The sequence below is a fragment of the Moorella thermoacetica genome (assembly GCF_001267405.1).
GTDB lineage: Bacteria > Bacillota > DSM-521 > Neomoorellales > Neomoorellaceae > Neomoorella > Neomoorella thermoacetica.
The window spans coordinates 2,087,959-2,110,249 of sequence record NZ_CP012369.1 but is presented as its reverse complement, the minus strand read 5'-3'; the positions used below and the strand labels follow the sequence as shown (position 1 = coordinate 2,110,249).

18 protein-coding genes and 1 riboswitch are annotated in these 22,291 nt (G+C 57.3%); of the genes, 13 read left to right on the top strand and 5 right to left on the bottom strand.

Annotated features, from left to right (window positions below; genetic code table 11):
• Positions 1-20 precede the first annotated feature (20 nt).
• The 6 genes from MOTHE_RS10475 (at position 21) to MOTHE_RS10450 (ending at position 8,125) form a co-directional block, all read left to right on the top strand.
• Positions 21-818 (top strand): methyltetrahydrofolate cobalamin methyltransferase, encoded by a 798-nt coding sequence (locus MOTHE_RS10475; RefSeq protein WP_011393605.1) that lies wholly within the window; start codon positions 21-23, stop codon positions 816-818.
• Between the two features lie 69 nt (positions 819-887).
• Positions 888-2,711: a histidine kinase gene (locus MOTHE_RS12935; RefSeq protein WP_080997198.1), complete on the top strand. Its 1,824-nt coding sequence runs from the start codon at positions 888-890 to the stop codon at positions 2,709-2,711.
• Between the two features lie 42 nt (positions 2,712-2,753).
• A complete protein-coding gene (locus MOTHE_RS10465; RefSeq protein WP_053095091.1) occupies positions 2,754-4,400 on the top strand; it encodes a response regulator transcription factor in 1,647 nt (548 codons plus the stop codon).
• Positions 4,372-6,219 carry an ASKHA domain-containing protein gene (locus MOTHE_RS10460; protein WP_373878642.1) on the top strand — a complete coding sequence of 616 codons (1,848 nt, stop codon included), beginning with the start codon at positions 4,372-4,374 and terminating at the stop codon, positions 6,217-6,219. The genes MOTHE_RS10465 and MOTHE_RS10460 overlap by 29 nt, the downstream gene beginning before the upstream one ends.
• Before the next feature lie 82 nt (positions 6,220-6,301).
• Positions 6,302-7,321 (top strand): uroporphyrinogen decarboxylase family protein, encoded by a 1,020-nt coding sequence (locus MOTHE_RS13945; RefSeq protein ID WP_053095090.1) that lies wholly within the window; start codon positions 6,302-6,304, stop codon positions 7,319-7,321.
• A gap of 90 nt (positions 7,322-7,411) precedes the next feature.
• A complete protein-coding gene (locus MOTHE_RS10450) occupies positions 7,412-8,125 on the top strand; it encodes a LolA-like protein (protein ID WP_162490088.1) in 714 nt (237 codons plus the stop codon).
• Between the two features lie 22 nt (positions 8,126-8,147).
• On the opposite strand, the gene MOTHE_RS10445 is transcribed toward MOTHE_RS10450, so the two are convergent.
• From MOTHE_RS10445 to MOTHE_RS14120, 3 genes are all read right to left on the bottom strand, one after another.
• Positions 8,148-8,981 (bottom strand): branched chain amino acid--2-keto-4-methylthiobutyrate aminotransferase, encoded by an 834-nt coding sequence (locus tag MOTHE_RS10445; RefSeq protein WP_011393599.1) that lies wholly within the window; start codon positions 8,979-8,981, stop codon positions 8,148-8,150.
• Between the two features lie 117 nt (positions 8,982-9,098).
• Positions 9,099-10,499 (bottom strand): aminodeoxychorismate synthase component I, encoded by a 1,401-nt coding sequence (gene pabB, locus MOTHE_RS10440; RefSeq protein WP_053095088.1) that lies wholly within the window; start codon positions 10,497-10,499, stop codon positions 9,099-9,101.
• A 354-nt stretch (positions 10,500-10,853) separates the two neighbouring features.
• Positions 10,854-11,159, bottom strand: a complete 306-nt coding sequence (locus MOTHE_RS14120; protein ID WP_011393597.1) for a DnaJ domain-containing protein — start codon at positions 11,157-11,159, stop codon at positions 10,854-10,856.
• Between the two features lie 136 nt (positions 11,160-11,295).
• On the opposite strand from MOTHE_RS14120, the gene hpt reads away from it, so the two are divergent.
• Together hpt and guaA are read left to right on the top strand one after the other, a co-directional pair.
• A complete protein-coding gene (hpt, locus tag MOTHE_RS10430; protein WP_011393596.1) occupies positions 11,296-11,841 on the top strand; it encodes a hypoxanthine phosphoribosyltransferase in 546 nt (181 codons plus the stop codon).
• 13 nt (positions 11,842-11,854) lie between these two features.
• On the top strand, positions 11,855-13,405 hold the full coding sequence (gene guaA / locus MOTHE_RS10425; protein ID WP_011393595.1) for a glutamine-hydrolyzing GMP synthase: 1,551 nt from the start codon (positions 11,855-11,857) through the stop codon (positions 13,403-13,405).
• A 116-nt stretch (positions 13,406-13,521) separates the two neighbouring features.
• On the opposite strand, the gene MOTHE_RS10420 is transcribed toward guaA, so the two are convergent.
• Positions 13,522-14,175, bottom strand: coding sequence for a C40 family peptidase (locus MOTHE_RS10420; RefSeq protein WP_011393594.1), 654 nt, complete (start codon positions 14,173-14,175; stop codon positions 13,522-13,524).
• A 9-nt stretch (positions 14,176-14,184) separates the two neighbouring features.
• Positions 14,185-14,314, bottom strand: a riboswitch (cyclic di-AMP (ydaO/yuaA leader).
• A 372-nt stretch (positions 14,315-14,686) separates the two neighbouring features.
• Here MOTHE_RS10420 and MOTHE_RS10415 point away from each other — a divergent pair.
• The 5 genes from MOTHE_RS10415 to gmk all read left to right on the top strand — a co-directional run bounded on the left by MOTHE_RS10415 (position 14,687) and on the right by gmk (position 20,367).
• Entirely contained in the window at positions 14,687-15,985 is a 1,299-nt protein-coding gene (locus tag MOTHE_RS10415; protein WP_236683240.1) for an MFS transporter, read from the top strand.
• Positions 15,986-15,995: 10 nt separating this feature from the next.
• On the top strand, positions 15,996-17,021 hold the full coding sequence (locus MOTHE_RS10410; RefSeq protein WP_236683238.1) for an MtaA/CmuA family methyltransferase: 1,026 nt from the start codon (positions 15,996-15,998) through the stop codon (positions 17,019-17,021).
• Between the two features lie 231 nt (positions 17,022-17,252).
• On the top strand, positions 17,253-18,434 hold the full coding sequence (locus MOTHE_RS10405; protein WP_011393591.1) for a PucR family transcriptional regulator: 1,182 nt from the start codon (positions 17,253-17,255) through the stop codon (positions 18,432-18,434).
• Between the two features lie 153 nt (positions 18,435-18,587).
• Complete coding sequence (locus MOTHE_RS10400; protein WP_011393590.1) at positions 18,588-19,640, top strand: MtaA/CmuA family methyltransferase; 1,053 nt, start codon at positions 18,588-18,590, stop codon at positions 19,638-19,640.
• Positions 19,641-19,734: 94 nt separating this feature from the next.
• Positions 19,735-20,367, top strand: coding sequence for a guanylate kinase (gene gmk, locus MOTHE_RS10395; RefSeq protein WP_011393589.1), 633 nt, complete (start codon positions 19,735-19,737; stop codon positions 20,365-20,367).
• Positions 20,368-20,437: 70 nt separating this feature from the next.
• Here the strand turns inward: gmk and cydC are convergent, their stop codons facing one another.
• The gene (gene cydC, locus MOTHE_RS10390; protein ID WP_201776957.1) at positions 20,438-22,291 is read right to left on the bottom strand and encodes a thiol reductant ABC exporter subunit CydC; all 1,854 of its coding nucleotides are present in this window, start codon (positions 22,289-22,291) and stop codon (positions 20,438-20,440) included.

Genomic DNA, 22,291 nt, shown 5'->3' with positions numbered 1-22,291 from the left:
AATATAAGGGAGGCCAAGTGATGCTCGTTGTCGGAGAGTTAATTAACTCCAGCCGCAAAGCCATTGCCCAGGCTATTGCTAACCGGGATAAGGATTATATCCAGGAACTGGCCAGGAAGCAGGCCGAGGCCGGAGCCGATATTATCGATGTTAACTGCGGGACAAGCATCGGCGAAGAAAATAAGGTAATGACCTGGCTCGTGAATATCGTCCAGGAAGTCGTTGATGTTCCCCTGTGTATTGATAGCCCCAGCGCCGAGGCCCTGGCTGCCGGCCTGGCAGCCCATAAGGGCCAGGCAATGGTAAACTCCATCACCGCCGAGAAGCAGCGCTGGGAGGAAGTTTTGCCTTTAGTGCAGAAATATAAGGCTAAGGTTATCGCCCTTTGCATGGATGACGGCGGCATGCCGGATTCGGTAGAGGACCGCCTTCGCGTTGCTGGTAAGCTGGTACCCGGGCTGGTAGAGGCCGGCATACCGGAAGACGATATCTACCTTGATCCCCTGATTAAACCCCTGGGAGTTAACAGCCAGTACGGCGTGGAGGCTCTGGAATCGGTTGCCGCCCTGCGGCAAAAATACCCCGGGGTTCACACCATCTGCGGCCTTTCCAACGTTTCCTATGGCCTGCCGGAAAGGCGACTGCTGAACCGGGCCTTTATGGTTATGTGCCTCACTAAAGGTATGGATTCCTTTATCCTTGATCCCCTGGATATGCCATTAATGGGCCTGTTGCGGGCCGCCACCGCCCTGTACGGCCAGGATGAATACTGCCTGGAGTATATATCTGCCGCCCGGGCCGGGAAGATTAAGGCCTGATCTGGCAAGCAACTTGCGGCCGCAGGAGGGAGGTTTCCCTACTGCGGTTGTTTTATTAGGAGGAGTAATATGGCATCCTTTTCCCTGGAAAATCTAATCCAGGCTGTAATCGACGGCAACGCTGTCAAGGTCCGGGAAGAAGTAAAAAGGGCCTTGGCAGCGGGGATCGAACCGGCCCGGATCATAACCGATGGCTTTGTGGCAGCCATGGATGTAGTGGGGGAAAGGTTCGAACGCAACGAGATTTACGTAACTGACTTGATTATTACCGCCCGGGCCATGCATACCGGCCTCAAGGAACTTAAGCCCCTGATGCTGGCCGGTAAGGTGCAACCGGTGGGGCGGGCCATTGTCGGTACTGTCCAGGGGGACATCCATGATATCGGCAAGAATCTCCTCGCCATCATGCTCGAGGCATCGGGCTTTGAGGTTATCGACCTGGGCGTGAACGTAGCCCCCAGCACCTTTGTGGAGGCGGTCATTAAGCACCGTCCCGATGTCCTCTGCCTCTCGGCCCTCCTTTCTTCTACCCGCAAGGGTATGGAGGAAACTATTACTGCCCTGCGGGAGGCCGGCTGGCGGGATAAAGTAAAGGTTGTCGTAGGCGGCACCCCCCTGAATGAAAAGATTGCCGCCAGGATGGGAGCTGACGGCTACGCCCCCGATGCCACGGCGGCTATACCTCTGATTAAGAGCCTGATCGGTGCCGACCGCAAGCGCCGGGCCGTCCTGGCTCCGGCTACCCTGGACCTGTTTTTCGGGGAGGGTTCCCTGGAAGACCTGCAGCGTGCCTTTACCCGGATGACAGGCCTGCATCTGGTCATGGTGGATGCCGCCGGCCGCCCATTGACTTCCCTGGGCGGTTTCCTGGAGTGTTCCCGCCATTGCCACCTGCTTAAGGAAAACCCGGCCAGAGCCCAAGATGTCACCACCCTCCAGGGCAATTTTAAAGAAGCTTTTATTTATCGCTGTCATGCCGGGTTGGTGGAAATTTCCTACCCTCTGGCCAATGAGGATGGGACGGTGGGGGCCGTCCTCTGTGGCCATTGCCTCTTGAGAGGCGACCCTGACCCGGCCGATTTGAAGGCAGCCGTCCCAGTCTTATCCCTAACGGACCTGGAAGCTGTTTGCGGTCTTCTCTCCTTTGTATCCGGCCAGATCATGCAGCTCAACACCGTTTTACTGGTCAATAAGGAACTGGAGGACCAGCAGGCGAGCTTCATCCACTTCCTTAAGCGGCAGCACCAGCTGGAACAGGCCCTGAAGGACGCCGAACTCAAGGCCCTCCAATCCCAGGTCAACCCCCACTTCCTCTTTAATTCTTTAAATACCGTAGCCCGCCTGGCCCTCCTGGAAGGGGCGGCCAATACGGAAAAAATGGTCCGCGCCCTGGCCCGCCTCATGCGCTACAGCCTCTACCAGGTCAAGGGAACGGTTTCCCTGGCAGAAGAAATAGCTGCCGTGCGCGACTACCTTTTTATCCAGGAAACGCGGTTTTCAGACCGGGTCCGGAGCCGGGTGAAAGTAGAAGAGGCCGCCATGCAGGCCCGGCTGCCCTGCATGGTCCTGCAACCCCTGGTGGAGAATGCTATTATCCATGGCCTGGAACCCAAGGAGGAGGGAGGGGAAATCACCGTATCCGCCCGCCTGGTGGGCGACCAGGTCCGGGTAGAAATCAAGGATGACGGGGTCGGAATACCGCCGGAGGTGAAAAAGGCGATCTTTGACCTGGAAGTCCGGCGGAGCGGTAAAGGCCAGGTAAGCGGCCTGGGGATAGTCAATGTCTACCGGCGCCTGCAGCACCATTTTGGTAGCAACTGCGCCCTGGATGTAGCCAGTATACCGGGAAAAGGTACTTGCGTCCAGCTGACTTTTCCTTATACTGTGGATTAGGCGTGGGAAAGAGTAAGTTTCCGAGGGGGGCAGCAACCAGCCTTGGCCACGGATATCAAGATCCTGCTTGTCGACGACGAACCCCTGGAGCGCCAGGCCATCCGCTTTTTGCTGGCCAGGGAGCGCCCTCATTACCAGATTGCCGGGGAAGCGGGTAATGGAGGCGAGGCGGTCAAACTGGCTGCCAGGTTGCGACCGGACATCGTCTTCCTGGATATCAAGATGCCCGTCATGGATGGGTTGACCGCCGGTCGGGAGATTCGGGCAATCCTACCCGAGGCCAGGTTGATTTTTGTTACTGCCTATGGCGAATTCGATTATACCCGGGAAGCTGTTGCCCTGGGGGCATCCAAATATTTACTAAAGCCGGTGGCGGCCGAAGAAATGCTTCCCCTCCTGGATGAACTGGCTGCCGGCGTCGCCGCCGCTCGCCGGCGCCAGCAGGAGACAGCAAGGTTGCGGGCCGCTCTGGAGGAAGCGAAGCCCTTTATTCGCCTGGGCTTTATCATGGACCTGATCAACGGTAATATCACCGACGCCGAAGCCGTCAGCCGGGCGCGCTTCCTGGGGATCGCCACCTTGCCCCGTCTGGCCATGTTGGTGGATATTGATAATTTTGCCGCTCTGGCCCGGGAGGGGACAGAGGTAGAACGGCAGATTTTAAAGCAACAGGTCAAGGAAAGTCTGGAAAGGGCGACTGTGTCCTGGCCCGGGGCCCTGGTCGCCCCGGTAACCAGGGATGAGTTCGCCATCCTCCTGCCCCTGGACCACCTGGCCCCGGGTGCAGATAGCCACCAGGCCGCCATCGAGCTGGGAGAAGGCATTTGCCGGCAGGTACGCCGGGATACCAGGGCTACGGTAACGGTGGGTATCGGCCGGCCGGTGGCAAAGGTTGCTGAACTGGCCCGTTCCTACGCCGAGGCGGTGGCGGCGGCAGAATTCCGGCTATTTTACGGCGGGGACCAGGTTATCCATGCTGACGACGTTATTGCCCGGCCCAGTGCCGGCCAGTTCCTGCCGGCTCCCGAGGAGCAGGAATTAACCCAGGCCATCCGTATGGGTGATAGGCAGGCTGCCTACCGCCAGGCTAAAAATATTTTGATGCAACTCCTCCTGGAGCAGGAAAAACGGCCGGCTATATTGAAGATGAAACTCCTGGAACTGAATACCCTGGCGGCCAGGGCCGCCCTGGAGGGCGGTGCCGACCCGGAGGCGGTTTCCGACCTTGCCCTGGCCAGCAGCACTGAGTTTCTTACCCTGGACAACCTGGCTGATATGCGGGAGCGCATCCTGGAACGTTTAATGGCCCTGGTGGCCCAGGTGGCGGAAACCCGGGAGCAGCGCAATTCCTCCCTTATTGACCGGGCCAGCAAGTATATTGAGGCCAATTTCAGCCAGGATCTCACCCTGGAAGAGGTCGCCCGGCAGGTATATCTTAGCCCCTGTTATTTCAGCAAGCTGTTCAAGCAGTTCAAGGGCTTGAATTTCATAGATTATCTAACAAAGGTACGCCTCAAGGCGGCCAGGGAGTTATTGCTGAACACCAAGCTCCCGGTAGCGGAAATCGCCACTCGCGTTGGTTATCGTGATGCTCGCTATTTTGGGCAGGTGTTTAAAAAGCAGGAAGGCTACACGCCCAGTGTCTTCCGGAAAATAGGGGGTGCCCACTTTGGCAAGAGTACTAGTTGATTTCCAGCCAGTGGGCCGGCGGGTAGAGGTTGACGCCGGCCAGACCATTTTGTCTGCTATCCAGCAACTCGGTCTCTCCCTGGGGGCGGGGGGGCTGACCGCTCCCTGCGGTGGCCGGGGCCTGTGCGGTCGCTGCCGGGTGCGGATTGCGTCCGGGGAGGTAGGGGAAGTAAACCCGGCGGAGCGGCGCTTCCTCACACCGGCTCAACTGGAAAAGGGTTATCGCCTGGCCTGCCAGGCAACGGTCATCGGCCCCGTCAAGGTAGAGATCCCGCCGGAATCTATGCTCGGAGTTCAGAAACTTCAGGTCGAGGGGCTGGATATTGCAGTTACTCCCGAGCCCCCTGTTAAAAGATACAACCTGCCGCTAAGTAAGACGACCATTGAAAACCCCCTCCCCCTCTGGCAGCAGGTGACCGGCGAGCTGGAAGCCACCTACGGCCTGGACCGGCCCGGCGTGGACTTTGGCCTGGCCCGGGAATGGAAGCCAATGGCTACGGAGGGAGAATGCGTGGTAACGGTGCGCGGGCCGGAGGTTATCAATATTTATACCGGCCGCCTGGCCCCGCCGCCGGTGGGTCTGGCCGTCGACCTGGGGACCACCAAGGTGGCCGGCTTTCTCATAAACCTGGAGACAGGTGCTACCCTGGCGGCCGACGGTATTATGAATCCCCAGATTACCTACGGCGAGGATGTCATGGCCCGGCTGGGCTATGCCCTGGAGGGCGAAGAAGAGTACCGGCGCATCCAGGAGGTGGAGATCGAGGGATTGAACCGCCTGGCCGCTACCCTGGCGGCGAAGGCCGGGGTGGCGACGACGGATATTGAGGAAGCCGTCATTGTCGGTAACACCGCCATGCATCACCTGCTTCTGCACCTGCCGGTAGAGCAGCTTGCCCGGGCGCCCTATGTACCCGCTTTGACTACACCGGTAGAAATAAAGACCCGGAACCTTGGCTTAAACTTAAGCCCGGGGGCCTTTGTTTACCTGCAACCGGTAATCGCCGGTTTTGTTGGCGGCGATCATGTGGCCATGATCCTGGGCAGCCGGATTGATGAAGCCCGTAAGGTCACCCTGGGACTGGATATCGGCACCAATACGGAGATTGTCTTAAGTTATGGCGGTAAAATGCTCTCCTGTTCCTGTGCCTCCGGGCCGGCTTTTGAAGGCGCCCATATCGCCCAGGGGATGCGGGCCGTTACCGGGGCTATTGCCGCCGTCCGCTTAAGCGACGACGGCCGGGATGTTTTCTGGGAAAGTATTGGTGGCGTACCACCCCTGGGTATCTGCGGTTCCGGCATCCTGGACGCCGTGGCCGAGCTTTACCGTACCGGCATCCTCAACGCCAGCGGTCGGCTGGACCTCAACCACCCGCGGGTGAGGCGACCTGCCGGAGGTGGACCGCCGGAATTCCTCCTGGTACCGGCGGCGGAAACCGGCATCGACGGCGACCTGGTGGTGACCCAGAAGGACATCAATGAGATTCAGTTGGCCAAAGCCGCCATAGCCACCGGGACCCTCCTGCTCCTGGAGGCAGCCGGGTTAACAGTAAAGGACCTGGAGGAGGTCGTCGTGGCCGGCGCCTTTGGCACCCATCTTAAGCTGGAGAGCGCCATCACCATCGGTATGTTTCCCAACCTGCCTTTAACCGCCTTCCGCCAGGTTGGCAATGCCGCCGGCACCGGAGCGCGGCTGGCCCTCCTTTCCCTGACGGAGAGGAAGCGGGGCGAAGCCATTGCCAGGCAGGTCGGCTATCTTGAGCTCATGACCCGGCCGTCCTTCCACGAAGTATATGTTAAATCCCTTCTCTTGCCCTGAAAATAACGGGCGAAGCCCATAAAGGCCGGTTTACTATTTCAGATTTTTTGCCTTTGATTACTGACTGATGGGGGCGAGGCCTGTGAACCATGTGGAAAGGGTGCAGGTAACCCTGGCCCGGGGCCGGGCCGACCGGGTACCCCGGGGGGAATTCGCCATTGAGCCGGGGCTGGTTGCCGCCCTCCTGGGCCGGGAGGGCCCGGTTGGCTTTAGCGAAGAGGCGGCCGCTAGGGAACTCCTGGGGATGGACCTCCTGGCCCTGACGCCAGGGGCACCCCTGGAGGAACAGGGGGACGGCAGTTACCGGGATGTCTGGGGCTGCCGTTACCAGAAGTGGGGCGGCCTGATGGTACTCCAGGCCCCTGCTATCCAGGACATCCAGTCCGCCGCCGGCTATACCCTGCCGGACCCCGGCACCTTTGACCTTGAGGCCATCCGTCGCTGGCGGGAGGAAACGGATTTTTTTGTTATGGCTTTTGTCGACGGCCCCTTTCAGGGGACCGGGAGGCTCTTTGATTTTACCACCTTTCTCCTGGCGACGGCCGCCAGGGAAGAGGCCGTCGAGGAACTGGCCGCGGCCGTCGTGGATTTCAACCTGGAACTGGCCCGCCTCTGCCGCCAGGCCGGGGCCCACGCTATTATCATCGGCGACGATATCGCCTACAGCCAGGGTACCTACATCCGGCCGGACATCTGGCGGGAGCTCTTTTTACCCCTTTTACGGCACCAGGTGGAGGGGATTAAAGCCCTCGGCCTGCCGGTCATCTATCACTCCGACGGTAATCTGAAAGCCCTCTTGCCCGACCTGGCGGCTCTCGCCCTGGATGGCCTTCAAGGCCTGGAACCGACTGCCGGCATGGATATCGGCACCCTTAAAAAGGAATACGGGGAAAAGTTGTGCCTCATAGGCAACTTTGATCTGGACCTCCTGGTTTCTGGCGACCCGGAGACCATAACTGCAGCGGCAGAGCGTTTGCTGGCCGAAGCAGCCCCGGGCGGCGGGTATATCTTTTCTACCGCCTGCGGCATTTTAAACGCCTCCCTGCCGCCGGAGAACGTCCGGGCCCTGTACCGGGCCGTAGCCGATGGAGACGTTTATTGATTTCCAGCATTATCCTGGTATATCCCTTCCCGCCCGCCATACCATTAAATAAGACGGTAGATAGGACACCAACCGCAAGAGAAGCAGAAGGTGGCTGGAAGGGGTAGTATAGTGGTTCAGAAGTTTTTACGCTGGCAGGTTATCTTGCCTCTAGTCGCCGCCGTCCTGGCCCTGGCCGGAGGGTGGGCCTATTCCTATTACCTGCGGGAGGTAAAGGTCGACCCCCAGGAGCTTATCGTGCAGGCCCTGGATACCACCAACCAGGCCGACAGCTACCGTTTCCACGTGGAGGCCAGCCTGGTTACAAATGGCAACAAGGTGGCCCTGAGCAGCCTGGACGGGGAAAGGGCCAGCGACGGCAACCTGTATTTAAAGGGACAGATGACCGGCCAGCCGGTGGAGATCTACCAGATCAAGGATACGACCTACTTTCGCGACCCGGCTTCCAAGCGCTGGATGATTACCCCGGGAAACAGCCCCCTGGAACAGGAAAAGTTCATGGCCGAAATCAACCCCCTGTCCATTTTAAAGATCATGCAGGTCAACGATCTCCAGTACCTGGGCCGCCAGAAGAAGGTCCCGGGGCGACCCTACCTCCTGACCTGCAAACCACTGGTCAATAACCAATTCCTGAACAGCTACTGGCAGGACTTCAACTACCAATTCTGGGTGGAGCGGGGCAGTAACTACATCCGCCGGGTATCATTGGAGGCCGCCCACCGGGAACACCCCCAGGATAAACTAACCATGACCGTCGATTTTTACGACTTCAATAAGCGTATCAACATCAAACCACCCCAGTAGGGCGGTTTTTATTTTTTATTCCTTAACCCCGTAAAGCAGCCTTTTCGTCCTGGTAACGGGACCGGAGCAGGGTTGTCATCGGGCCGGGACGGCCGTTGCCGATGGGTCGGCCGTCCACCCATGTCAGGGGAAGGATTTCCATCAGGCTGTTGGTGAGGAAGGCCTCCCCGGCGGCCAGGAGAGCCTCGGGCTTTAATGGTTCTTCCTTCACCGTCAGGCCCAGGGCGGCAGCGAGTTTTAGGACCCGGGACCGGGCCAGGCCGGGAAGGGGGCCGCTGGCCAGGTCGGGGGTAAAAAGGGTATCTTCCCGTATGATAAACAGGTTGCTGCGGCTACCCTCAGCCAGGTAGCCGTCCAGGTTTAAGAGCAGGGCCTCCCGAGCTCCCTTCTCCCGGGCTTCGGCCATGGCCAGGAGGTTTTCCAGGTAGTTCATGGTCTTGAGGCCGGCCAGGGGGGAGTGCTGGTTGCGGCAGATGGTGACTATGACAGCCCGGTAACCCTCCCGGTAATCCTCCGGCGTATAGGGTAGACCGTTCTCGGCCGTAAACATCAGGTTATAACCCTGGCTACCCTGGAAAAAGTTCAGGCGACCGCGCCCGTTGGTAACCTGGTTGGCGGCAATGGTAGCCTGGATGGCTGCCGGCAGGCCGGAAGAATCGGGTACAGGCCAACCCAGGCGCCGGGAACTGCTGGTAAGACGGTCAAGATGCTCGGTGAGAAAAAGGGCCCTGCCGTCTTCGATGCGGATTGTTTCAAATAGCCCCGCCCCGTACAGGAAACCGGGGTCGGCGGGGTTAATTGCCGTTTCTGTCAGGGGCCGGAGGGAGCCATTAAAGTAGACGACTGCTGCAGGCATGGTTGTATTCCTCCGAACATAGTTTATTGGCCGGCCAGATTTTTTACGTTCGCCCCCTGGTCTTTGCCGGAGCCGTCACAGTTTCAGGCCTTCCTTTCAGGTCCAGTTCCTGCAATTTTATAACTCCAGCGCCTGGATGAGGCCCCGGGCTTTGTCCAGGGTTTCCTCGTACTCTCCCCCGGGATCGGAGTCGGCTGTGACGGCGCCCCCGACCTGGAAATAGGCCTGGTTGTTTGCCAGGAGAAAGGTGCGGATAACGATATTCCAGTCGGCTTCGCCGTCAAAACCCAGGTAGCCGATGGCGCCGGTATAGACGCTACGCCGCACCGGCTCCAGTTCTTCGATGATCTCCATGGAGCGGACCTTGGGGGCGCCGGTGATGGAGCCGCCGGGAAAGGTGGCCCGCCAGAGATCCACCATATCCTTTCCCGGTTCCAAGGTGCCGGTTACGGTGCTGACCAGGTGAAAGACGGTGGCATACTCCTCCAGAACAAAGAGTTCCGGCACCCGTACCGACCCGGCCCGGCAGACCCGGCCCAGGTCGTTCCTTTCCAGGTCGATGATCATCACCAGTTCCGCCCGGTCCTTGGCGCTCTGCCACAATTCCCGGCGCAGGGCGTCATCCTCTGCCGGGGTATGCCCCCGGCGCCGGGTACCCTTAATCGGCCGGGTCTCCACCTGGCCCCGGCTGACCCGCAAAAACCTTTCCGGTGAGGCACTAACAATGGTCCCTTCCCTGAGCGGCAGGTAAGCGGCAAAGGGAGCCGGGTTGACCCGCCGCAGGCGGCGGTACAGCTCCCAGGGCTCCAGGCCCGGGGGCGCCTGCAGGCGCTGGGACAGGTTGACTTCAAAGATATCCCCGGCGGCAATATACTCCCTGGCCCTGTCGACGGCCCGGCAGTAGGCTTCCCGGGTAAACAGGGAGCTGATGGGCGCCCGTCCGCCGCTGGCGGGGGAAGGGGGCGGCAGGGGGCGAGCCTTTGCCAGGAGGGCGGCTGTTTCCCTTGCCCGGGCCAGGGCTTCCTTTTCAGCGGCCGGGCTGGATGCCGGGAAACCGCTGGCAGCGACATAGACCCTCCCTTCCTGGTGGTCAATGGCCACGATGGTGTCATAGAAGGCCAGGTAACCCTCCGGGAAGGGCAGGTCATCGGCGGCCAGAGACGGCAGCTTTTCGATGTAACGGCCCAGGTCGTAGGCCAGGTAACCTACAGCCCCACCGGTAAAAGGTACAGGTTGATCGTGCCGCGGTAACCGGTAACGGGACAGGAGGGAGCGGATGATCTCCCAGGGATTGCCGGGAATCCTTTCAACCATTGCGCCGGGCCGGAAAAGCCAGGCCTCGTTGCCCCTGGTTTTTAGGACCAGGAACGGTGCGCTACCAAGGAAAGAATAGCGACCCAGGCGGGGGTGAAAGAGGGCGCTTTCCAATAGGAAGCTATTTTCCCGGCCGCCAGCGAGGGCAGCATAGAGGGCCTCCGGGTCGGCAGGCGCTTTGACCTCGATAACAACGGGCAGCAATGCTCATGCCTCCTGTGAGTCGAGGAAAATGCCGTCTCATACTTCGAGGAGCCCGGGGCCGGGTTGCCATGGCGACATAATAAAAAAACCAGCACGAATCCTGCTGGTCCTCACCCCGAAAGCTCCGAGTCGTCTCAACTATTCTCATCTCGCCTGATTCTAGCGACTAACCTCGACTCCTATTCAGTTGTCACTTTTTTGATTATAACATACATGCTGTGGAAGGGCAAGGGGGAAAAGGCGAAGGATTGAAATAAAGAACCCGGACGGTGAAATTACCGGGACCCTCTGTGGCGGCCTGATGCTTGAATACCGGAACGTGCTGCCCTGCCATCGTGGCGAGGCCACCCTCTTTTAGAAAAAATCGCCGTAATGCTCCAACCACCAGCGAACGTAAGTATCCTCCGGGTCCTCTTTTTCCAGGGTGAGGCCGGCTGCCAGGAGGGAGTTACGGCCGGGCGGCTTGTGGCGCAGGAGGTACTCGTAGGGTTCGGTAATTAGCAAAAACTTTGCGTCTTCACCGGCACCGGCATTGGCATCAGGATGGTACTGCCTGGCCAGGCGGCGATAGGCCTTTTTGATGGTGCGCACGTCGTCGCCTTCTTTTACTCCCAGCACCTCTCGCGCCCTTGCGGCCAGGGTTTCTGCGCAAGCCTTCATTCTTATCGCCCTCAATTTACGCTTTTGCAATTAACCAGGCAGGATTTTAACGCTATATAGCGAAGATAACAAGGTTATGGTAAACTGTCAAGCGGTATATTAAATACAGCAGGTTACTCCGGGGGAGGAAAAAAGAGTGCACGAAGATATTGCCGAGGTTCTGGTCAGCGCCGCCGATATTCAAAAAAGGGTGAAGGAAATGGGTGCGGCTATTAGCCGCGATTACGCCGGGAAGGACCTGCTGGTGGTCGGTATTCTTAAAGGGGCGATTATTTTCCTGGCCGACCTGGTGCGGGAGATCACCATTCCCCTGCAGCTTGATTTTATGGCCGTTTCCAGCTACGGGTCCGGCACCAGCACATCGGGGGCGGTCCGGATCTTGAAGGACCTGGAGGTACCGGTGGAGGACAAGCATCTTCTGATAGTTGAGGATATTATCGACACCGGCTTGACCCTGAAATACCTGCTGGAGAACCTCAAGGCCCGCCAGCCCTTGAGCGTCAAAGCCTGCACCATCCTGGACAAACCGGAACGGCGTCTGGTAGATGTTCATGTTGATTACAGCGGTTTTTGCATTCCGGATTACTTTGTCGTTGGTTACGGCCTGGATTACGCCCAGAAATACCGTCACTTGCCGGATATCTGCGTTTTAAAACCAGAGGTTTACAGACGGAAGAAATAGTGAGGTTGGATAGATGATTGGAGAAAACAAACAGCTTGCAGAAATAGTACTGGTGCTGGATTTCGGCGGCCAGTACAACCAGTTGATCGCCCGGCGGGTCCGCGAAGCCGGGGTTTACTCGGAGATGATACCCTATAACACGCCCCTGGAAAAGATCCTGGCCCGGCGACCCCGGGGGATTATTTTTTCCGGCGGGCCGGCCAGCGTCTATAGCCTCGGGGCACCCCGTATCGACCGGGCCCTCTATGAAAGCGGCATTCCCATTTTGGGCATCTGTTATGGTATGCAGCTCATGGCCCATGACCTGGGCGGTAGGGTAGAGGGGGCCTCGGGACGGGAGTATGGTAAAACCCAGCTGGAAATAACAGCAGCAGATCCCCTTTTCGCCGGTTTACCTGAAAGTATACAGTGCTGGATGAGCCACGGCGACTATATCAGCGCCCCGCCGCCTGGCTTCCAGGTGACGGCCCGCTCGGCCTATACCCCGGTGGCGGCTATGAGCGACCCGGCCAGGAAGCTTTATGGCGTTCAGTTTCACCCGGAAGTAAAGCATACTCCCATGGGGCAGGAGATACTGCGTCGTTTTCTCTTCCAGGTATGCGGCTGCCGGGGTGACTGGTCGGTGAGTTCCTTCATTGAAGACCAGGTGGCGGCCATTCGCCGGCAGGTAGGTAACGGCCGGGTCCTCTGCGCCCTGAGCGGCGGGGTCGATTCCTCGGTGGCTGCGGCCCTGGTCCACCGGGCCGTCGGCGACCGCTTGACCTGCGTGTTTGTTAACCACGGTCTCCTGCGCCAGGGGGAGGCCGAACAGGTGCAGCGGGCCTTTGGCCAGGCCATGGGCATGAACATCGTCTATGTCGATGCCAGCCGGCGTTTCCTGGAGAAACTCACCGGCGTTACAGACCCGGAAGAAAAGCGCAAAATTATCGGCCATGAATTTATCCGGGTCTTTGAGGAGGAAGCCAGGAAACTGGGACGGGTGGATTTCCTGGTCCAGGGCACCCTTTACCCCGATGTCATTGAGAGCGGTACCGAAACGGCCGCCGTCATCAAGAGCCACCATAACGTCGGTGGCCTGCCGGAAGATATGGAACTGGAATTAATTGAACCCCTGCGCCTTTTATTTAAGGACGAAGTGCGCCGGGTAGGGGAGGAACTGGGCCTGCCGGAGGAGATTGTCTGGCGGCAACCCTTCCCGGGGCCGGGCCTGGCTATCCGCATCCTGGGGGAAGTCACCCCGGAGAAACTGGAAATCTTACGTCAGGCTGACGCCATTGTCACCGAGGAGATCCGGCGAGCCGGCCTCTACCGGGAAATCTGGCAGTCCTTTGCGGTATTGCCCTCCATGAAGAGTGTGGGTGTTATGGGCGACGAGCGGACCTATGCCTACCCCATCGTCCTGCGGGCCGTGACCAGCGATGACGCCATGACTGCCGACTGGGCCAGGCTCCCCTACGACCTCCTGGAGCGTATCTCCTCCCGGATCGTCAACGAGGTGCGTCATATCAACCGGGTCGTTTACGACATCACTTCCAAACCCCCGGCGACCATAGAGTGGGAGTAGGATAAAAAAATTGACCCCTTATCCTGCAACAACAGGTTAAGGGGTCTCCTTATTTTTCTGTGGCGTAAGTCGACATGAGAGTTCTAGGCGCGCCGAACAGACTACTCTACCTTAATCTACCTTACGCGCCTGGCACCGACATAGCGTGGTCCCCAATAGTACGGGTCATCGATACTGTCGATGGCCACGCCGCGATTGGTAGCGCTGATAAATTTACCGTTGCCCAAGTAAATACCTACATGGCTGATATCCTGGGAATAAGTATGGAAAAAGACTAAATCACCCGGCTGGAGATCCCCTTTATCAATATGGGTACCCAGGGAGGCCTGGTCGCTGGCCGAGTGAGGGAGATTAATGCCTACACGTTGAAAGACGTAAAGCGTAAAGCCCGAGCAGTCGAATCCTTTTGGGCTTGTCCCACCCCAGCGGTAGGGACTGCCCACATACTGGCGGGCGATGGCGGCAATACGGGCACCCATAGTAGAGGGATCGATGCTTATACCGCGGGAGGCTGTGGGTGCTTCATAACGACTGGCAAGGGATGTTTTGTTAGTGGGTATTTCCAAAATTTGACCAATATAAATCAATGAGGAATCAAGGTTATTGGCTGCTTTAATTTGTTCTACCGTTACTCCATAACGCCGGGACAGGGCCCACAGGGTGTCACCCTTTTTCACTTCATAGGGCTGGGCCAGGGCCACTCCGGCGGCGGCCAGGCTCAAAGCTCCGGCCAGGGTGGCAGTCAGGCAATACTTCGACCACTTCTTCAATTATCTAAGACCTCCACTCTCGCACACCTACGAGGTTAGTTGACGGGTTCGGACCGAGAGTTAGCCCGGAGCCTTTGGCTCTTCACCCCAAAAATATCCCCCGTTTCCCGCCTACCCGGGAATTCGGTGCTAAAAAATATGGCTTTTATATTATATCGTCGAAAAAAGTAATAGTAAAAGACCTGGATGCTCCTTCAGACATCATTGAATGCCAGGAACTCGAATAAATTGCCTGATGGTACATTTTTCTTAAGATCCATGCCTTAAAAGCTCATCTTATGCCTTACGCCCATCAGGGTGGTGTTTTGTCAATTAAGAATGTGCATAGGAACCACTGGTTTTTATATAAAGATGAAGAAATTATATTTAGTCCATACTCAGAAAACTGGTGCAGGGAGGAGGGAAGAAAGGGCACCGCTGAGGTGGACGCAAGTATTTAAATTTAAGGAAGGGGAGGTCTATGAGTAAATCCTTGTCACCCTCAACAGGATGGTGGCGTTATCGTTACCTGGTGGCAGCTATTGTTTTCTTCGGGTATAGCATTCAGTACCTAGACCGGGTAAAAACGACAGTGTTAGTTCCGCTAATTAGTCAGAGCTTGCACCTGACCCATAGCGATGTTGGTAACGCCATGTTTTTATTAATGATTTTTTATGGCCCAACCCAGATATTATCGGGATTTCTTTGCGATCGCTTTGGTCCCAAAAAAGTTTTGGTATTCTCCCTGATCACCTGGAGCATATTCACGATATATATGGCGTATATGCAGAACGCAACTGAGTGGTATATCCGTAATGCCTTGTTTGGTATTTTTGTAGGTACTGAATTTGTACCCAGTGCACGCTTGATCGCGCGCTGGTTTCCTAAAAGAGAACGGGCCCAGGCCCAGGGGGTCCTCTCCTGGTCCTGGATTATTACCCCTGCGTGGGCTCCTTTGCTAACAACGTTTCTAGCCTCCTATTTTAACGATTGGCGTCCTGTTTTTATATGGCTAGGTATTTTTGGCCTGGTACCCCTGGTAATAGTACTTCTCTTCATTTACGATCGTCCCGAACAGGTACGCTGGCTGAGCGACAGGGAAGTTAAAGAGAGTTACGCCGACGAACTTGAGAGTGGCATCTTAAAAGAGGCGGCAATAAGCCGTGAGAACCTGGCCAAGCAGGCCAAAAAAGCCGAAATACCCTTGCGCGATGTCTTGTTAAACAAGAGCTTCATAGCAGTAGTGCTATCTTACCTGGCCTGCCAGATGACCTTCTGGGGGATAGTAACCTGGTCGCCAAGCTATTTAAGTGAAGTGTTTAAATTTAACCTGATGAAAATGGGCGTCTGGGCTTCGATTTATTTTGCAGCCGGTGTCATCGGCGCCTTCTTGAGCTCCCGGATTTCCGATAAATTCTTTAATGGCCGCCGCCGGCCCATGATAATTCTTTCGTTCCTCGGCACTATCCCCTTTATCCTACTTTTGGCTATGTCCCGGCCGGGAATCAGCCATATGGGGCTGATGCTAATCCTAGCCGGAGCCGGATTTTTTGCCAATATGATCTGGGGTCCTATTTTAGCCTGGCCGACTGACGTTTTTAGCCCGGAGATGTATGGGCGGGCCCTCGGCTTTGTGACGGGTATAGCCTATTTTGGGGCCGCTTTTGCTCCTCTTATTATGAGCCGCCTAATCATTAAAACACCTGCAGGTGTTTCTTATACCTATGCCTGGACTTTTATTGCTTTTTGCGCAGTTGCAGGTTTAATTGCTTCTGCCATTGTCAGAGACCGGCAGGATATAAGTAACAACAGTATTTCCCTGTCGGAATAAACCTTTCGAGGTGAGAACTTTGCCTGCCATGACCCCCAAAGAGCGTTTCTTGCGTGCCTTAAACCGCGAACATGTAGACCGCATCCCGGTAGGTAACCCGGTATCAGTAGCTACGGTGGAATCCATGGAAGCCTGCGGCGCCTATTTCCCTGATGTCCATTTGAACCCGGAGAAAATGGCCACCCTGGCAGCGACGGGGTATGAAATCCTGGGCTTCGACACCATTGCCCCTTATTTCAGCGTCCAGCAGGAAGCTGCGGCCTTTGGCCTTAAAATGAACTGGGGCACCGTCGACTCTATGCCAGATGTCCTGGAGAACCCCTTTGAAGACCCAGACGACATTATCATCCCGGCTGACTTTTTAGAGCGACCGCCCATTCGTACCGTACTTGAGGCACTGAAAATCCTCAAAAAAGAGTACGGCGATCACGTCTGCCTGGTGGGTAAGGTCATGGGACCCTGGACCCTGTCCTACCATCTCCACGGCGTGCAAAAATTCCTCATTAAGACCATCCTGGAACCGGATAAAGTGCGCCGTTTCCTCGATAAGCTAAAGGACCTGGCGGTGAAATTCGCCAACGCCCAGTTTGCCGCCGGGGCCGACGTGGTGACGGTGGCCGACCACGCCACCGGCGACCTGGTAAGCGGTACCTGCTACCGCGACTTTCTCCTGCCGATTCACCAGGAGATGACACGACAGCTCAATGGACCGACTATCCTGCATATCTGCGGCAATACCACCGACCGTCTGGATTATATCGCCCAGGCGGGGTTTAACTGCTTCCACTTTGACTCCAAGGTCAATCCGCGACAGGCCCACGAGATTGTCAATGGCCGTATTGCTTTGACGGGCAGTATCAATAACCCGAAAACCCTCTTTAATGGCACGCCGGATGATGTCCGCCGGGAGGTCTTTGCCAACTGCGAGGCAGGTATCGAGATTATCTCTCCCGAGTGTGCCGTGCCTTTGCGGACTCCCAATGCCAACTTGAAGGCCATTGTTACAGCAGTGGAGGAATATTGCCGGAACCATTAATGTTAACGCGAAAAGGTACTTTAAAATATGGCTAATCAAGATGAAGTACTGGATCCGGCAGGGCCCCGGCTTAATGCGGGGGTCCTTGCTTTCTTTTGTCACCGGCAGGATTAGAGGAAACTATCGCGAATTTTTTATACAGATGTTCAGAAAAAAGTCGATAAAAAGACGACCGGGCTCGAATGATTCTTTCCTAAAGTAGGGATCTCCTTCCCGGAAAGGGGGATACCTATGTTAAACCAGGAATTAATCCAGCCCCTGCTGGAACGGGCCGCAGCCCTCTGGCAAACAGCCATTGACGTCGTTGACCCTGGGGGTCAGGTAGTAGCCAGCTCGGAACCTTCACGGTTGCATTTTTACCATCCGGAGGTGCTAGGACTTTCACTTACGGAAGATGGAGTTCGCGTTCAAGGTGAAAGTTACTATCTTCCCCTGGTAATAAATGACCGCGTGGCCGGCTGGCTGGTATGGCAGGGGGGTGTTAAGGGCGAAGTTGCCACCCTGTTGCAGGCCGCTCTGGAGGAAATCTTGGCGGCGGCCAGGCGGCGGGATCAGCAGTATTTCACCGCCCGGGAGGAAGAAGCCCTGGTTGCCGATCTTCTGGCCCGGGAGGCGGCCTCCCGGGTTGAGGAATTAAAGGTAAGGGCGCTGAATTCGGGTTATGACTTGAACCTGCCCCGGGCGGTTATAGTATTACAATTGGAACCCAGGGAAAACCGCTACTTCAACATTAATTTGCACCTGGGGTATGATGTTACAGAGGAGCAGTTAAAGGAGGAAATCCTGGAGCAAATAAAGGGCGATCTTTACCTGACCGCCCAGGATCTAGTGGCTTATTATGGCAGAGAGATGCTGGTCATTTTTAAGGCTTTTTTAGAAGTAGAGAATATGGGCCGCCTCTACCAGGCCCTGGAGGTTATCTGTCGGCACCTGTATGAGTTGATCAAAGATAACCGTCTCTTTGCTGTCCGGGTGGCCTACGGGAGCATTGTCACGGAAATCGCTGGTTTAAGGCAGTCCTATAAGGAGGCAGCCGAATTGATTGCCCTGGGCCATTCCTGCGGTCATAATAGCGGCTATATTGATTTCGAAGACATTCTTTTTGAGGCCCTGGTGTGTTCCCTGCCGGGGCGGTTGAGGGGTAGATATCTGGAACCCCTTTATCAGAAAATTGTAGCGGCTGGCGAAGAAGGTATCCAGTTGCTGGAGACGGTGGAAGCCTGCATCGACAACAATATGAATATCAAGCAGACGGCTGAGCAACTATACCTGCACCGCAACACTGTAACCAATCGCCTGGAGAGAATCAAGCTCCTGACGGGCCTGGACCCGGGAACGGGTTTTCGCGCCCTTTTCTGGCTGAAAATGCTGGCCGTCTACAGGAGATTGGTGCAGACACGGGATGAGGCGTAATAGTTATTCGGGACGGAAAGAAGACCTCCCTGGTAATGTAATGTACAGGGTCATACCCTACTGCGCTATCGGGATGCTTTCAAAGAAGATCAAGACCAGGCTGCAAAAATTAAGCACGGGTAGTTAATTAACAGGCAAAGGAGGTGGGTGTCAGTGTCCGCCAGCGAGCAAATGGCAGGTAGTGAGAGGGTGATAGCAGCCGTGCAGGGGCAGGAGGTTGACCGCTTCCCCCTGGTTACGCCGACCTCGGTGGTGACGGTAGAAAGCATGACCGTCACCGGTGTTTATTTCCCGGAGGCCCACACCGACCCCTATAAAATGGCCGCCCTGGCTGCGGCCGGCCACGAATTACTGGGCTTTGATACCGTCACCCCTTATTTCAGCATCCTGCTTGAGGCGGCGGCCCTTGGGTGCGAAGTGGACTTGAACTCGGTGGACGCCATGCCAGCCATTAAAATTAACCCTCTGAAGAACCTTTTGGAGAGGAAGTGGGACTGGCGCCCGCCTGCCAATTTCCTGGATCGGCAACCGGTAAAAGCCCTCCTGGCTGCTATCAGACTATTAAAAAAGCGCTATGGCAGGCGCGTGGCCGTGGTGGGTAAGGTGATCGGCCCCTGGACCCTGGCTTACCATCTGTGCGGGGTTCAGGACTTCCTCCTAGGGCTGGTTCTGGAACCGGAAGCCGTCCGGGAACTCTTAGAGCGGTTGCTGGCCGTTCCTTTGCGTCTGGCAGTAGCTGAGATTGAAGCCGGGGTTGATGTCCTCACCTGGGCTGATCACGCTACCAGCGACCTGGTCAGCGCTGCTGCTTACCGGGATTTTCTCCTGCCTCTCCACCAGAGGGCTATGGAGCAATTAGCCGGTAGTTGTCCGGTGATTTTGCATACCTGTGGCCGGGCTACCGACCGGGTGGCTTATTTCGCCCGGGCTGGGTTTACCGCCTTTCATTTTGACTCCCGCAACCCGGTCGGCGATCTTCTGTCCCTGGCCAATGGCCGGTTGAATCTCATCGGTGGCATCAACAACCCCCAGACCTTGCTGAACGGTAAAGTGAAGGAAGTTAGAGCAACCATCGAAGGCCTGTTACAGGCGGGTATCAAGATGGTAGCCCCGGAATGCGCCGTGCCCCTGCGGACACCCAACCAGAACCTCCGGGCCATAGTTCAGGCGGTGCGCGACTTCAGCCGCCGCCACCGGAAGGTTTGAGAAAAGTGGAATTGCCCCTGCGTATAAGGTATGGTAAAATGTATACACATTAGAGGACTATGTTTTCATAACTCTTACGGTGTGATAAGCATTGATGGAAGAAGAGAGTAAACTTATTGACGGACTCATCATCAATTTTCAAACCCGGGACCGCAGGCCGAGGCCGGGCCTCTTTTTCATCGTCTCCGGGCCATCCGGGGTGGGCAAGAACACCCTCCTCAACTATGCTCTTCCCAGGGTAGATGGGATTTATTACCTGCCTTCCATAACCACCCGGGCGATGCGTTCTGGGGAAACCCAGGGCGCGCCCTATTTTTTTGTCACCAAGGCTGATTTTGAAGCCTTAATAGCCGCAGGAGCTTTCCTGGAGTGGAAGAAGATCCATACCGGCGATTATTACGGCACCCACCTGCCGACAATTACTTACGCCCTGGCCAACGGTTATGACATTATCACCGACATGGACGTCCTGGGATGTATGGAAGTCATGGAGCGGTTTCCCGAAAATGTCGTTTCCATTTTTATCGCCCCGCCTGATCGGGAGGAACTGCGCCAGCGCCTGGCCGGGAGGGAAAAGGACGCTTCTGTCGTCGCCAAAAGGCTGGAGCGGGTGGAAATGGAGATGGGCTATATGAAAAAATACCGGCACGTCATCGTCAATGACGATCTTGAACGTGCCGGCGGGGAACTGGTCCGGATCCTCCACAGCTACTCTGAACACAAGTAGGTATGGTTTAAATTCTGGTAGTCCACGACTAATATGGGGCCCGGAGGTGATTGCCTCTCCGGGCTTTTTGTTAGGGTAGCGCCTCCTGCTGCAGTTGCCACAAATGGCGGTAAAGGCCCTCCTGCCGGAGAAGTTCTGCATGCCGCCCCTGCTGGACCAACCTGCCCCTGTCAAGGACCAGGATTTTATCCATGTCTTCCAGGCCCACCAGGCGGTGGGTGATGACCAGGGTGGTGCGCCCCTCCATCAGGTGGCGGATGGAATCCATTACCTCTCGTTCTGTTACGGCATCCAGGCCGGTCGTAGCCTCATCGAGGATGAGGATGGGGGCGTTTTGCAGCAAGGCCCGGGCTATGGCCAGTCGCTGGCGCTGGCCGCCGGAGAGCTTAAAGCCTTCTTCGCCGATCAGGGTGTCGTAGCCCCGGGGCAGGACCTGGATAAACTCATGCAGCCGGGCTTCCCGGGCCGCCCGCTCCATCTCCTCCCGGGTCGCGTCCGGTCGGGCCAGGAGCAGGTTTTCGGCGATGGTGGCGTGAAAGAGATGGGTTGGCTGGGCCACAACTCCGATGAAACGCTGTAGCTCCTCCGGTGGATAGGCCTTCAGGTCGTAGCCACCCAGGAGTATGGCTCCTTCTTCATAGTCCCAGAAGCGCAGGAGCAAATTAACCAGGGTACTTTTGCCCGCGCCGCTGGGGCCGACGATGGCTATCCGCGCTCCGGAGGGGACGTCAAAATCGATGCCGTCCAGGGCCGGTGGTTCCCCGGGGCCGTAGCGGAAACGCAGTCCCTGGACCCGGAGGGAAAAGTCCCGGGGGTGGGGAACGGGGCCGGCCGGGTCCCCGGCGGGTCGGGTGTCGCTAAGGGCGAAGATACGGCGGGCGGCGGCCAGGCTCCCTTCCAGGTGGGGGAAGAGCATGGGCAGGGGCTTGGCGGCTTCCAGGGCGGCGGCGGCCGTCAGGGCCAGCATGGCCAGGTAGACGCCGTCAATTTGTCCCCTGTTTACCAGGGGGATGGCCAGTACCAGGACGGCCCACAGGGCCAGGTTGCTTGCCAGGCTGGTGAGGGCGTTCGCCAAACCGTTCAGGCCGGCTTTACGGCCCTGGAGATGCAGGTACTGACGGTCCAGGGTGGCGATGTACTCCTGTTGTTGCCGCCCATGATCGAAGACCAGGATGTCGGCCAGGCCCTGGACGGTGTCCACCAGGGCGGTATTCAGGGCCGCCCGGGCCTCGCCCTGGCGCCGCATGACGCCCCGGCCGACAATTGTGACGCCCACGGGGAAGATAACCCCGGCGGCCAGGAAAGCGCCCATCCAGGCCAGGGCCAGGGTCCGGCCGAAATGGGCCAAAAACAGGAAAACCCCGGCGGCGACCGGCAGGGCGACCAGGGGTGGGTTCAGGACGCGAAGGTAAAAATTCTCCAGGGTGGCAACGTCGGCTACAGCGCGGCTAAGCAAATCCCCGCTGTGATGGCCCTGCAAACCGGCCGGGATCAGGGGTTCCAGGGTCCGGTAGAAGGCAACCCGCAACCGGCCCAGGATGCCAAGGGTTATACTATGGTTTACATAACGTTCCAGGTAGCGACATACGGCCCGGGTGATGCCGAAAAAGCGCACCCCGACTATGGCCAGCATTAGTTTTCCGGCCGGCGGGTGGAGGGCAGCGCTGGCGATAAGGAAGGCAGCCGTGGCCATGAGGCCAATGTTACTGGCGATGGTACCGGAACCCAAAAGGGTGGCGCCGAGGACGGCCTGCCAGGCCGGTGCTATTAAACCCAGCAAGCGGACGAAGGTGCCGACCGGGTCAATCTTTGAATATGAAACCCCAGAGTCTGCTCGGTGACCCCCGGGATCTGTATTCTCCCTGGCGGCGGGAGAAGCAGAGGGAGGCGGGGGTAACATAACCTGGCGGGTTAAAGAGTCCAT